Origin of the sequence: Streptomyces atratus (assembly GCF_900119365.1) — a bacterium.
Taxonomy (GTDB): Bacteria; Actinomycetota; Actinomycetes; order Streptomycetales; family Streptomycetaceae; genus Streptomyces; species Streptomyces atratus_B.
The window spans coordinates 239,387-251,811 of sequence record NZ_FPJO01000002.1 but is presented as its reverse complement, the minus strand read 5'-3'; the positions used below and the strand labels follow the sequence as shown (position 1 = coordinate 251,811).

14 protein-coding genes are annotated in these 12,425 nt (G+C 71.5%); 9 read left to right on the top strand and 5 right to left on the bottom strand.

The features are described from left to right. Nucleotides 1–41: 41 nt before the first annotated feature. Together BT364_RS05255 and BT364_RS05250 are read left to right on the top strand one after the other, a co-directional pair. Nucleotides 42–491 carry a DivIVA domain-containing protein gene (locus BT364_RS05255; protein WP_107408177.1) on the top strand — a complete coding sequence of 150 codons (450 nt, stop codon included), beginning with the start codon at nt 42–44 and terminating at the stop codon, nt 489–491. Beyond that, nucleotides 488–1,075 carry a DNA-3-methyladenine glycosylase I gene (locus tag BT364_RS05250; protein WP_072483903.1) on the top strand — a complete coding sequence of 196 codons (588 nt, stop codon included), beginning with the start codon at nt 488–490 and terminating at the stop codon, nt 1,073–1,075. The genes BT364_RS05255 and BT364_RS05250 overlap by 4 nt, the downstream gene beginning before the upstream one ends. A gap of 29 nt (nt 1,076–1,104) precedes the next feature. On the opposite strand, the gene BT364_RS05245 is transcribed toward BT364_RS05250, so the two are convergent. Beyond that, a complete protein-coding gene (locus BT364_RS05245) occupies nt 1,105–1,917 on the bottom strand; it encodes a 2-cyclohexenylcarbonyl CoA isomerase (RefSeq protein ID WP_072483902.1) in 813 nt (270 codons plus the stop codon). A 313-nt stretch (nt 1,918–2,230) separates the two neighbouring features. Here BT364_RS05245 and BT364_RS05240 point away from each other — a divergent pair, with 313 nt between their 5' ends. Continuing rightward, nucleotides 2,231–2,398 (top strand): DUF3117 domain-containing protein, encoded by a 168-nt coding sequence (locus BT364_RS05240; protein ID WP_003966491.1) that lies wholly within the window; start codon nt 2,231–2,233, stop codon nt 2,396–2,398. 134 nt (nt 2,399–2,532) lie between these two features. Here BT364_RS05240 and BT364_RS05235 read toward each other — a convergent pair whose 3' ends face one another. Then, nucleotides 2,533–3,198, bottom strand: a complete 666-nt coding sequence (locus BT364_RS05235) for an O-methyltransferase (RefSeq protein ID WP_072483901.1) — start codon at nt 3,196–3,198, stop codon at nt 2,533–2,535. Between the two features lie 181 nt (nt 3,199–3,379). On the opposite strand from BT364_RS05235, the gene sigE reads away from it, so the two are divergent. From sigE to BT364_RS05210, 5 genes are all read left to right on the top strand, one after another. Further along, the gene (sigE, locus tag BT364_RS05230; protein WP_177328024.1) at nt 3,380–4,141 is read left to right on the top strand and encodes an RNA polymerase sigma factor SigE; all 762 of its coding nucleotides are present in this window, start codon (nt 3,380–3,382) and stop codon (nt 4,139–4,141) included. After that, nucleotides 4,138–5,166 carry a zf-HC2 domain-containing protein gene (locus BT364_RS05225; RefSeq protein WP_072483899.1) on the top strand — a complete coding sequence of 343 codons (1,029 nt, stop codon included), beginning with the start codon at nt 4,138–4,140 and terminating at the stop codon, nt 5,164–5,166. The genes sigE and BT364_RS05225 overlap by 4 nt, the downstream gene beginning before the upstream one ends. A gap of 111 nt (nt 5,167–5,277) precedes the next feature. Further along, nucleotides 5,278–6,945, top strand: a complete 1,668-nt coding sequence (locus BT364_RS05220) for a S1C family serine protease (protein WP_072483898.1) — start codon at nt 5,278–5,280, stop codon at nt 6,943–6,945. A gap of 98 nt (nt 6,946–7,043) precedes the next feature. Then, nucleotides 7,044–7,529 (top strand): sec-independent translocase, encoded by a 486-nt coding sequence (locus tag BT364_RS05215; protein WP_072483897.1) that lies wholly within the window; start codon nt 7,044–7,046, stop codon nt 7,527–7,529. Between the two features lie 123 nt (nt 7,530–7,652). Beyond that, on the top strand, nt 7,653–8,312 hold the full coding sequence (locus BT364_RS05210) for a hypothetical protein (RefSeq protein ID WP_072483896.1): 660 nt from the start codon (nt 7,653–7,655) through the stop codon (nt 8,310–8,312). A gap of 81 nt (nt 8,313–8,393) precedes the next feature. Here BT364_RS05210 and BT364_RS05205 read toward each other — a convergent pair whose 3' ends face one another. The 3 genes from BT364_RS05205 to BT364_RS05195 form a co-directional block, all read right to left on the bottom strand. Next, nucleotides 8,394–9,527 carry an Mrp/NBP35 family ATP-binding protein gene (locus tag BT364_RS05205; protein ID WP_072483895.1) on the bottom strand — a complete coding sequence of 378 codons (1,134 nt, stop codon included), beginning with the start codon at nt 9,525–9,527 and terminating at the stop codon, nt 8,394–8,396. Nucleotides 9,528–9,623: 96 nt separating this feature from the next. Continuing rightward, nucleotides 9,624–10,181, bottom strand: coding sequence for a DUF1003 domain-containing protein (locus BT364_RS05200; RefSeq protein ID WP_072483894.1), 558 nt, complete (start codon nt 10,179–10,181; stop codon nt 9,624–9,626). Further along, nucleotides 10,171–11,445 carry a magnesium transporter MgtE N-terminal domain-containing protein gene (locus BT364_RS05195; protein ID WP_072483893.1) on the bottom strand — a complete coding sequence of 425 codons (1,275 nt, stop codon included), beginning with the start codon at nt 11,443–11,445 and terminating at the stop codon, nt 10,171–10,173. The genes BT364_RS05200 and BT364_RS05195 overlap by 11 nt, the downstream gene beginning before the upstream one ends. A 203-nt stretch (nt 11,446–11,648) precedes the next feature. Here BT364_RS05195 and BT364_RS05190 point away from each other — a divergent pair, with 203 nt between their 5' ends. Further along, nucleotides 11,649–12,410 carry a YceI family protein gene (locus BT364_RS05190; protein WP_072483892.1) on the top strand — a complete coding sequence of 254 codons (762 nt, stop codon included), beginning with the start codon at nt 11,649–11,651 and terminating at the stop codon, nt 12,408–12,410. Nucleotides 12,411–12,425 lie beyond the last annotated feature (15 nt).

Below are 12,425 nucleotides of genomic sequence, written 5' to 3'. Positions count from 1 at the left end.
CGATCGGACCCGGACAGGTTTCCGCTCCCGGGGAGATGCGCGTGTTCTGGTTCTTGCTGGTGACGATGGTCGTGGTGGTGGCCGCGGTCACGCTCGCGGTGGTCGGCGGGGGGAAGAGTGCCGTCCTGCAGGACGTGGCGCCCGAGCAGCCGGTCGACCCGCTGCCCGCGACGAGACCGGTCGGCCGCGCGGACGTCGACGCGCTGCGGCTCCCGGTGGCCGCGCGCGGCTACCGGATGACGGATGTCGACGAGGCGCTCGACCGGCTCGGCGCCGAGCTCGCCGAGCGGGACGCGCGGATCGCGGAGCTGGAATCGGCGCTGGCCGGCGCACAGGCGACCGCGGCCGGCGGTCCCGGCCTCATCGAGGGACCGGCCGAACGGCCGGAGCAGGAGTGGGAGCAGCCCGAGGACCGCCCGAAGGCGCCGTGGGAGCCACCGGAGCAGGACCCGCGGCCCACGGAGCACCCCGGAGAGGAGCCCCGGCGATGAGCGGCGGCGCGGAAGCGGCCCCGGACGGCGGACTGCGCTGCCCCTGGGGACTGTCCACCGAGGACTACCTCACGTACCACGACACCGAATGGGGCCGGCCCGTCCACGGCGACGACGCCCTGTTCGAACGGCTCTGCCTGGAGGCCTTCCAGTCGGGCCTCTCCTGGCTGACGATCCTGCGCCGACGGGAGGGTTTCCGCTCCGCCTTCGCCGGGTTCAAGATCCCTGCGGTGGCCGAGTTCACCGACGCCGACAAGGAGCGCCTCCTCGCCGACGCCGGCATCATCCGCAACCGCGCGAAGATCGAGGCGACCCTCGCCAACGCCAAGGTGCTGGCCGGCTGGGGCGCCGACGAGCTGGACGGACTGATCTGGTCCTACGCCCCCGACCCGGCCGGCCGCCCCGTCCCGCGCACCCTCGGTGACGTCCCGGCGATCACGCCGGAGTCCACGGCGCTGGCCAAGGACCTCAAGAAGCGCGGAGTGCGCTTCGTCGGGCCCACGACGGCCTACGCCCTGATGCAGGCGTGCGGCCTGGTCGACGACCACCTGGCCGACTGCGTGGCGCGCGGCGGCGGGGCATAGGGCCGTACCGCAGTGAAACGTCCGGGCGGCTACCGGCCGAGGTACTTCGGCTTCTCCTTGTTCAGGAACGCCTGCACCGCGATCGTGTGGTCCTCGGACGCGCCCGCCCGGGTCTGGAGCTCGTCCTCCTTCTCCAGCGCCTCGCTCAGCGTGTGACCGGCGCCGTACGCCAGGGACTCCTTGAGCGCGGCGTACGCCACCGTGGGGCCGGACGCCAGGGTGCGGGCCACGGCGGCGGCCTCGGCGGCCAGGTCGGCGGCGGGCACCAGCTTGTTCACGATGCCCAGCTCATGGGCGTCCTGCGCGGAGATCGAGCGCGGGAAGAGCAGCAGGTCGGCGGCGCGGCTCTGCCCGATCAGGCGCGGCAGCGTCCAGGAGACGCCCGAGTCGGCGGTGAGGGCCACACCGGCGAAGGAGGTGTTGAACGAGGCGGTGTCCGCGACCACCCGGTAGTCGCAGGCGAGCGCGAAGCCGAAACCGGCACCGGCGGCGACCCCGTTGACCCCGGCGACGACCGGCTTGGGCATCCCGGCGATGGCCCGCACGATCGGGTTGTAGTGCTCCTGCACCGTGCTCAGCGCATTGCCGCTGCCCGACTCGCGGGTGCTTTCGAGCGTGGCCACGTGCTCCTTGAGGTCCTGGCCGACGCAGAACGCCCGCCCGGTCGCGGTGAGCAGAACGGCGCGTACGGCGGGGTCGGCCGCCGCGGACCCCAGTGCGTCACGGAGCGCCACCTTGGCCGCGGTGTTCATGGCGTTCATCGCGTCGGGACGGTTGATCGTGATCGTCGCGAGTCCGTCGCTCACTTCGTAGAGCACGCTGTCCGCCATGTGGTCGGCCATTTCGTTGTCCCCTTCGCACCTCGGGCAATGCCTGTCCAGGCAAGCATGGCCGACTCGGGCGGGAGCCGACATGTGACCTGCGTCTAACAATTGGGCCCCGAAGCGGGGGTGCGGGCGGCGGAGTATCGCAGGCCGATCGCCGAATTGGGTGGTTTTGAGAGAGCGCGTTGCGCAAGAGATGCCGACCGATGTTGGTCATCGGGGTCTGTGATGCGGGATAATGGCTTGGAAGCAATGTGTTCGATGCCGGTGACACAGCGCCTGTCATGGGGCCGCCGGTTGCGATGAGCTGGTTTCAGGAAGGGGAACGAGCATGGCGGCCATGAAGCCGCGGACGGGCGACGGCCCGCTCGAGGTGACAAAGGAGGGGCGGGGCATCGTCATGCGCGTTCCGCTCGAAGGCGGCGGTCGGCTTGTCGTGGAGCTGACTCCGGACGAGGCCGATGCACTCGGCGATGCCCTCAAGAAGGTCGTCGGCTGAGCAGAGGCGCCCACACTTCATCACTGCCCCGGCACGGTGTCCGTGCCGGGGCAGTGATGCGTTCACGCCCCTTCACGCCCGGCCGGGAACCCGCCCGGGCCCCGCCCGGGTTCCCGGCCCCGTAGCGGCGGGCCTCAGCCCCTGCGCACCGCGCAGAGCAGCCCGTCGCCCACCGGCAGCAGCGCCGACATCAGCTCCTGGCTCTCGCGCACCGCGCGCAGCAGTTCCCGCAGCCGCAGCACCTCCGCGGGCTGCGCCGCGGAGTCGACGGTACGGCCGTCCGCGAAGACGCCCTCGAAGCAGACCAGGCCGCCGGGGCGCAGCAGGCGCAACGATTCAGCGAGACAGTCCAGGCTCTCCAGCCGGTCGCCGTCGCAGAACACCAGGTCGTATCCGCCGTCCGCGAGCCGGGGCAGTACGTCCAGGGCGCGGCCGGGAATGAAGCGGGCCCGGTTGGCGGCGTACCCCGCGGCCCGGAAGGCCTCGCGCGCGAACTGCTGGCGCTCGGGCTCCGGGTCGACGGTGGTCAGCACGCCGTCGGGCCGCATTCCGTGCAGCAGATAGAGTCCGGACACGCCCGTCCCGGTGCCGATTTCGGCCACCGCTTTGGCGTCCGTCGTGGCAGCGAGCAAGCGCAGCGCGGCGCCGGTACCTGGCGACACCGAGCGGAGCCCCGCCTGCCGGGCCCGGTCACGGGCCCAGTGCAGTGCTTCGTCCTCGGCGACAAAGGCGTCGGCGAACGCCCAGCTCGTCTGCCGGTTGGCGGTAATGACCCTCTCCTGTCCCCGTAGTTGGCGCAACGGTGACTGTATCCGCTGCACCCGGGAACCCGCAGATGGGACCGGGCGTTATGAAGAGGCAGGGGAGAGCCTGTGGAACCGGCCCGCGGATCGGGTCCGGGAGCCACGGGCGGCGGTTCCCGGGGCGATCCCCGGCCCCAGCAGGAAAAAGGCTTATCCGGAGCTAACGGGCGAGGTCGCTATGGTAGGGGCTCCACTGGACACCACCAGAGCCGATAGGGGAGGTGCGGCTGCGCCTGTGGATCGGGGAGGAGTGCTGCGGCGCTTTCTCAGGTCGGCGGGTGAGCCGAAATCCGTGACCAACATTGCTGACCGTTCTTCCAACGACTCCGCACCGACCGCGACCTTCGCCTCAGATGCGGACTCCCAGGCGTGGACGCCACCTTCATGGGAAGAGATCGTCAGCACGCACAGCGGCCGGGTCTACCGCCTGGCCTACCGGCTGACGGGCAACCAGCACGACGCCGAGGACCTCACGCAGGAGGTCTTCGTCCGGGTGTTCCGGTCGCTGTCGACCTACACGCCGGGCACTTTCGAGGGCTGGCTGCACCGCATCACGACCAACCTGTTCCTGGACATGGTCCGTCGTAAGCAGCGGATCCGCTTCGACTCCCTCGGCGACGACGCCGCCGAGCGGCTGCCGAGCCGTGAGCCGTCCCCGCAGCAGGTCTTCAACGACACCCACTTCGACGCGGATGTGCAGCAGGCGCTGGACACCCTCGCGCCCGAGTTCCGTGCCGCCGTCGTGCTGTGCGACATCGAGGGTCTTTCGTACGAGGAGATCGCCGCGACGCTCGGCGTGAAGCTCGGCACCGTGCGCAGCCGTATCCACCGCGGTCGCTCGCATCTGCGCAAGGCGTTGCGGCACCGTTCGCCCGAGGCCCGTGCCGAGCAGCGCTCGCTGGCGGGCGCGGTCCTGGCAGGGGAGGGCGGAACGGCGTGAGTGGCACAGGTCCGACCCCCGTGGAACAACACCTGGGGGACCGCCTCGCCGCGCTTGTCGACGGCGAGCTGAAACACGACGCCCGCGAGCGGGTGCTCGCCCACCTCGCGACCTGCGCCAAGTGCAAGGCCGAGGCCGCGGCGCAGCGGCGCCTGAAGAGTGTCTTCGCCCAGTCCGCCCCGCCGTCGCCGTCCGAGGGGTTCCTCGCCCGGTTGCAGGGCCTTCCCGGGGGTCCGGGGGGTGACGACGACAGGCAGGACAGACCATTCGGCGGCTCCGGGCGCCTCGGCGACGGGCTCTTCCCCGTGATCCAGCCGTCCGGCAGCCGCCCGGATTCGCCCGGGGACCGGCCGCTCGGCGGCTTCGGCTTCCTCTCGACCCCGCACGGCTCGACGGCCGTGCTGGGGGGCTCCTCCCGTTCCGCCTTCCGGATCCACGAGGTGGGCCGCGAGGGAGAGCGCTCGCCCTGGCGCGGCCGGAGATTCGCCTTCGCGGCGGCGAGTGCTGTCTCGCTGGCGGCCATCGCCCTCGGCGGTGCCCTGCCGACGGGCGCGGGCCCCAGCTCCGCGGCCCGGGCCTCGGGCGCCGGAAACGCGGTGACCCCGCTCGACGCGCCCTCGCGCGGGGAGAGCAGCGGCTCGGTCAGCCGTCGCGGCGGCGGCAGCCACGGCACGCTCGCCGCCAGAGGGACGGGCGACCGCTCGACCGCCACGGCCCCGTCGGCCGTGTCGAGCGCCGCGCCGGCGGTGCCCTCCGCCACTCCTGCGGTGGTCGCCACCGCGAGCCTCGCGGGAAACCCCTTCGCCGCTCCTCTCCTGACCCATGTGTCCGCGTCACCTCTGATACGCCCGACCGGCACCACCCCGCTCTTCGCCGAGGTGTTCGGGCGGCTCGCCGCGCAGTCGCCGACGCCCTCCGTGCCACCGGCCGGGACGCAGCCGTCGCCACCGCCCTGGGCACAGTCCTCGGCCTCGGCCGTTCCCACGCCCACCGATCGCGGTCTGCCGCTTTCGTCCCGGCGCTGAGCCGGAGCCTGCGCAAACATTCGCAAACCTGGTTGAATTCCGGGAGCAGTTCCGGGAGGGACGCCCCGGCCGGGGCGTGCAGAGGCCAGTTGCGGCGGTTGCGGGGAGAGCATGGAAGACGGGAAGTCCACCGGGCCGAAGGCGAAGTGGTGGAGCCGGCCCACGGCGGGAAGTACCACCCGCACAGCGCCGGACGAGCCGTCCCCCGCCGAACACACGGCGTCGGCAGCCGACCCGGCGGAGTCCAGGACACCCCCGGCCGACGCGCCGCCCCAGGCCCCGGCCTCCGTACCGTCGGCCTCCGTGCCCGCCGAGGCGCCGCCCGCAGCACCGGCCGCGCCGCCGGTGACGCCGCTGCACGAGCCCGACCAGTACAGCACCCCGCCCTACGGCGGCCCCGGCCCCTGGGCACCCGCACCGCCCGTACAGCGGCCGGTCCCGACCCCGGCGCACGGCACCCCCGTACCCCCGCAGTACACGGGGACGAACGGCGCGGGCATCCCCACATCGCCCGCCCCCACCCCGCCGCCCCACGTGCCCCAGCAGCAACCCCAACTCCAGCAGCCCCAGAGGGCGTCGACGCAGTGGCTCCAGTACGACCCCTGGGGCGCGCCCAGGGGTCCGCTCACCAACCCGGGCCCGCCGCTCGGTGCCGACACCGGCCGCAAGAAGAGCCGGCGCGGCTCCCTCCTCGTCGGCGCGGTGCTGCTCGCGCTGGTGGCGGGCGGAATCGGCGGCGGCATCGGGGCGTACATCGAGCGCAACGGCGGCCTCACCCAGGTCGAGCTCCCGCAGGCCGGCCGCAGCAGCGGCGGCCGGGCCCCCGACAGCGTCGCCGGCATCGCCGCCAGCGCCCTGCCCAGCGTGGTCACCCTCCACGTCAGCGGCGCCACCGAGTCCGGCACCGGCACCGGCTTCGTTCTCGACGGCTCCGGCCACATCCTCACCAACAACCACGTCGTCGCCCCGGCCGGCCAGGGCGGCGAGATAACCGTGACGTTCAGCGGCGGGGAGACCGCGCGCGGCGAGGTCGTCGGCAAGGACAGCGGCTACGACCTGGCCGTGGTCAAGGTCACCGGTGTCTCCGGCCTCAAGCCGCTGCCGCTGGGCAACTCCGACAATGTGCGGGTCGGCGACCCCGTGGTGGCCATCGGCGCCCCCTTCGACCTCTCCAACACCGTGACCTCCGGCATCATCAGCGCCAAGGACCGGCCGATCACCGCGGGCGGCGAGAAGGGCGACGGCAGCGACATCAGCTACGTCGACGCGCTGCAGACCGACGCGCCGATCAACCCGGGCAACTCCGGCGGTCCGCTCGTCGACACCGACGCCCATGTCATAGGCATCAACAGCGCCATCCGCGCCGCGGACAGCGGCTCGGCCGAGGAAGGCGGCCAGGCGGGTTCCATCGGCCTCGGCTTCGCCATCCCGATCAACCAGGGCAAGCGGGTCGCCGAGGAGCTGATCAACACCGGTAAGGCCACCCACCCGGTGATCGGCGTCACGCTGGACATGAAATACGCCGGGGACGGGGCCAGGGTCGGCTCGAAGGGCGCGGCGGGCAAGCCCGCCGTGACGCCGGGCGGGCCCGGGGCCAAGGCCGGGATCAGGCCCGGTGACGTCATCACCGAGGTCGACGGCCGGCGGGTGCACAGCGGCGAGGAGCTGATCGTGAAGATCCGCGCGCACCGCCCGGGAGACCGTCTGGACCTCACACTGACGCGCGGTGGTAAAGACCTGTCCATCTCTTTGACGCTCGGCTCGGCGAGCGGCACGTGACAGCCCCGTGACGCTACCGCGCGGACAGTTTCGACGGGTACCGTGGGCGGGTCCGGACCTCGACCGACATGGTCTCGGAGAACACGAGGAGCAACAGGGTGTTCAATGACATAGGCGCACTCGAGCTGGTGACGCTCGCGGTTCTGGGCGTGCTGATCTTCGGTCCGGACAAGCTGCCGAAGGTTATCCAGGACGCCTCGCGCTTCATCCGCAAGATCCGTGAGTTCTCCGAGAGTGCCAAGGAGGACATCCGGTCGGAGCTCGGCCCGGAGTTCAAGGACTTCGAGTTCGAGGACCTCAACCCCAAGACGTTCGTCCGCAAGCAGCTCATGGACGGCAATGACGACCTGGGGCTGAAGGAGATCCGCGAGAGCTTCGACCTCCGCAAGGATCTGGCCGAGGTCACCGACGCGGTGAACGGCCGGGAGAGCAAGGACCTGGAGTCCGTGGACTCCAGGAGCGGTGTGTCGGGCGCCTCGGCGATCACCGCCGCCAACGGCTCCCCCGGTGCTCCGGACCTGCTCAAGAAGCGTGACCAGCCCGGCAAGGACGACCGGCCGCCGTTCGACGCCGACGCCACCTGACCCCCCCCCGCCAATCCCGGCTCGTCCGGACGGTATGGCTATTCTCCATCTGTCCGGTTGTGAGTACGCCCGCTGGGGGGCGGGCCGCTCCGGACCCAACGGATCGAGGAGGCGGCCGGGCAGATGGAGACGACAAGTCGGGTGGGCGCGGAAGATGTGCCGGGCACAGTCACCGCAGAGGGGGCGCCGACGGCCCGGCGTACTGTCGACGGCTATCTGGCGGCCACGTTTCCCTGGTACGGACTGGACGAGGCCTTCACCGGGCCGCGCCGGCTGATGCAGGTGGGCACCGCGGCGGACGGCACGGTGCAGCACGGTTCCATCGGTCACGGTGACGAACCGTCGGTCCGGGCCGAAGCGGGCGCCGAGAAGCAACGGTTCGCCGTCGTCGTGTCGATGGCCAGCAGCCCGGTGCGGCGCAGCGGCGACGGCACGGGGGTGCTGGACGCGACCACGGTGTCCTCCGCGGCCTGGCTGGCCGGGTCCGGCCTGCTCTCCTGTACGTGGCCCCCGCAGCTGGACCACGCGCTGCGCGACGACTGGCTGGACCAGCAGACGGAGACGGCGTTCGAACTCGCCGACGACCTGGAAGGCCCCGCGTGGTCGGCGCTGTCGCTGCCGGTGGACGGTGTCCCGGTGCCGTTCCATTACCGCGAGTCCGAATTCGGCTGGGTACTGGCGGGATCGGCGCGCGGCGGGGTGCACATCGGGGCGTACGGGCGGGGGATGAGCGCGTACGGGCTGGGGTTCTCGGTGATCGGCGACATCACGTCGTACGCGTAGCAAGCAGACGCGGGCGTACGCGCAGACGTGCGCGGAACACGGAGCGGTGACCGGCCCCGGGCCGGTCACCGCTCCGTCGTCTCAGAACTTGTTGCGCGGGGTGATGCCCAGCGACATGCCCGACAGGCCGCGCTGACGGCCGCCCAGCTTGTCCGCGATGGTGCGCAGCGCCTTGCCGGCCGGGGAGTCGGGGTCGGACAGGACGACCGGCTTGCCCTCGTCGCCGCCCTCGCGCAGCCGTACGTCGATCGGGATGGAGCCGAGCACCGGTACCTCCGCACCGGTCGTCCTCGTCAGGCCCTCGGCGACCTTCCGGCCACCGCCGGTCCCGAACACGTCGACCATCTCGTCGCAGTGCGGGCACGGCATGCCCGACATGTTCTCGACGACGCCGACGATCTTCTGGTGGGTCTGCACAGCGATCGAACCGGCCCGCTCGGCGACCTCGGCCGCCGCCTGCTGCGGGGTGGTGACGACCAGGATCTCGGCGTTCGGCACGAGCTGCGCCACCGAGATCGCGATGTCGCCGGTGCCCGGCGGCAGGTCGAGCAGGAGAACATCGAGGTCGCCCCAGTACACATCGGCGAGGAACTGCTGGAGCGCGCGGTGGAGCATCGGTCCGCGCCACACCACCGGGGCGTTGCCCGGGGTGAACATGCCGATGGAGATGACCTTCACGCCGTGCGAGGACGGCGGCATGATCATGTTCTCGACCTGGGTCGGCTTGCCGTCCGCGCCGAGCATCCGCGGCACGCTGTGCCCGTAGATGTCCGCGTCCACGACACCGACCTTGAGGCCGTCGGCGGCCATCGCGGCCGCGAGGTTCACCGTGACGGACGACTTGCCGACGCCGCCCTTGCCGGACGCGACCGCGTAGACCCGGGTCAGCGAGCCGGGCTTGGCGAACGGCACCTCGCGCTCAGCCGTGCCGCCGCGCAACGAGGAGGCGAGCTCCTTGCGCTGTTCGTCGCTCATCACGTCGAGCGTGACGTCGACCCGCGAGACGCCCTCGACGCGGGCGACCGCGTCCGTGACGTTCTTGGTGATCGTCTCGCGCATCGGGCAGCCTGAGACCGTGAGATAGACCGTGACAGCGACCGCACCGTCAGCATCGATCTCGACCGATTTCACCATGCCGAGTTCGGTGATCGGACGGTGGATCTCCGGGTCGTTCACTGTCGCCAGTGCCTCAAGCACCGCGTCTTCCGTAGCCATACCTCGATAGTACGGGTGCGCGCAGCGCTCCTTGAGGGTGGTGGTGGGCGACGGGACGGTGTTACGGCGCTCGCTGCTACCCGTGAGTAGCACCCGTCAGCGGTCTTCGTCGCTCTCGGCCGGCAGCAGGGGGCGCCGGTCGTCGATGTCCTTGACGAGGTCCTCCAGTTCGGAGCGGATCCAGTCGCGGGTGGCGACCTCGCCGAGCCCCATCCGCAGTGCCGCGATCTCGCGGGTGAGGTACTCGGTGTCCGCGATGGAGCGCTCGTTCTGCTTGCGGTCCTGCTCGTAGGTGACCCGGTCGCGGTCGGCCTGCCGGTTCTGCGCGAGCAGGATCAGCGGGGCCGCGTACGAGGCCTGGAGCGAGAGCATCAGCGTCAGGAAGATGAACGGGTACTGGTCGTACCGCCATGCCGTCGGCGCGAAGATGTTCCACAGCACCCAGACGATGATGACCAGCGTCATCCAGGAGATGAAGCGCCAGGTGCCCAGGAAGCGGGCGATCCGCTCGGAGAACCGGCCGAATGTCTCGGGGTCGTACTCGGGCAGCAGCCGCCGCCGCGGGGCCTTCGGCTGGTCCAGCCGGGAACGGGGCGGGCGCGCGATGCCCGAGGCCCCCACCGGCGCCACCTTCGAGCGGTCCTCAGCGGCCATCGGCCACCCTCTCCTCGCTGTGGAAGTCCGTCTCGCGCCAGTCCTCGGGCAGCAGATGGTCGAGCACGTCGTCGACCGTCACCGCGCCGAGCAGCGACCCGCTCTCGTCCACGACGGGTGCCGAGACCAGGTTGTACGCGGCCAGATAGCTCGTCACGGCCGGCAGCGGGGTGTCCGGCGTGAGGGGGACGAGATCGCTGTCGACGATCGAGCTGACCAGGGCGTACGGCGGATCCCGCAGCAGCCGCTGGAAGTGCACGGTGCCCAGGTACTTGCCGGTCGGTGTCTCGTCGGGCGACCGGCACACGTACACCTGGGCGGCGAGCGCCGGGGACAGGTCGGCCTGCCGGACCCGGGCGAGCGCGTCGGCGACCGTCGCGTCCGGCCGGAGGATGATCGGCTCGGTGGTCATCAGGCCGCCCGCGGTCCGCTCCTCGTACGACATGAGGCGCCGCACATCGGCCGCGTCGTCCGGCCGCATCAGTGTCAGCAGCCGCTCCTTGTCCTCCTCGGGCAGCTCGGACAGCAGGTCGGCCGCGTCGTCCGGGTCCATCGCCTCCAGGACGTCGGCGGCGCGCTCCTCCTGGAGCTTGCCGATGATCTCCACCTGGTCGTCCTCGGGCAGCTCCTCCAGGACGTCGGCGAGCCGGTCGTCGTCGAGCGCGGCGGCGACCTCGGCCCGCCGCTTCGGCGACAGATGGTGCAGCGCGTTCGCCACGTCCGTCGGGCGCAGCCGCTCGAACGTGGCGACCAGGGTCTCGGCGCCCTGCCCGACCTCCTCCAGCGAGAACCCGCTGACCGCCGACCACTCGACCGTCAGGGCCTCGCCCTTGCGGCGCAGCGCCCCGCCCTTGCCCTTGCGTACGAAGTACTTGTCGATCTCCCAGTCGCGGCGGGCCGGGAGCTGCTGGATGGAGACGTCGAGGACGGTCACCTCCTCGCCGGTTTCCACGAGGCGGACCCGCCGGTCGAGGAACTCCCCGAGCACCAGGCGTTCGGTGGGCCGCTGTTCGAAGCGCCGCATGTTGACCACGCCGGTGGTGATGACCTGGCCGGACTCGATCCCGGTGACCCGGGTCATCGGGAGGAAGATCCGGCGGCGGCTGAGCACCTCGACGACGAGCCCGAGCAGCCTGGGCGCCCTGCCGCCGACCCGGAGCATCGCGACCAGATCGCGGACGCGGCCCACCTGGTCGCCGTTGGGGTCGAAGACCGGTACGCCGGCGAGATGGGAGACGAACACCCGGGGGGCGCCTGCCACCATCCTGCGCCTCCTTCTTCCGTGTGCGACTTCTCCGGCTTGTTCGTTTGGCAGTCAATCAACCGATATGACGGGATCAGGCTAGCCCGTACCGCTCCGGGTTGCCCCGGTGGAGCCGTCCGTACGGCTCCCTGCCGGAAGGCGTGAACGGCACGGGTACGCTGCCGTCTGCCACCCCCGCGATGCAGATGAGAGGCAGTGCGCCCGTGACCTCTTCCGTTCCGCCCGTCCGGGCCCGACGCCGGACCGCCCTCGCCGCCCTGCTCTGTGCGGGCCTGGCCGCAGCCCTCACGGCGTGCGGCGAGGACCCGGACCAGGGGACCAACGGCGTCGGCAAGCTGAACGCCACGGAGATCGAGAAGAAGGCACAGCGCGCGGCGGACGCCGCCGACGCGGTGCGCCTCGCCGGGACGCTGGTCAGCAAGGGCGGCACGTACAAGCTCAACATGCGGCTCAAGGAGAAGGGCGGCACCGGCTCCGTCGTATCGAAGGACAGCACCTTCGAGCTGCTGCGGATCGGCGACGAGCTCTATCTGAAGGCGGACTCCGGGTTCTGGAGCCACGAGGAGAAGCCCGGCGCCGACGGCGGGGCGGGCGGCGCGGCCGCGGACAAACTCCAGAACAAGTACGTGAAGGTGCCCCAGGACGACCCCACGTACAAGCAGCTGCGCGGCTTCACGGACAAGAAGACCCTGCTCGACGGGATGCTCACGCTGCACGGCACCCTCAACAAGGGGGATCGGCAGACGGTCGGCGAGACCCGGACCGTCCAGATCATGGGCGGCAAGGGCGAGGGCGGCACGCTCGACGTCTCGCTGAAGGGCACGGCGTACCCGCTGCGATTCGCGCGCGGCGGTGGCGGGGGGACCGTCACCCTGTCGGACTGGGGCAAGGACTTCGCCCTGGAGCCCCCGACGCGGGGGGACACCGTCGACTACGGGAAGCAGCTGCCCAAGACGTCGTCCTGACGGCGGGCCGCGCCG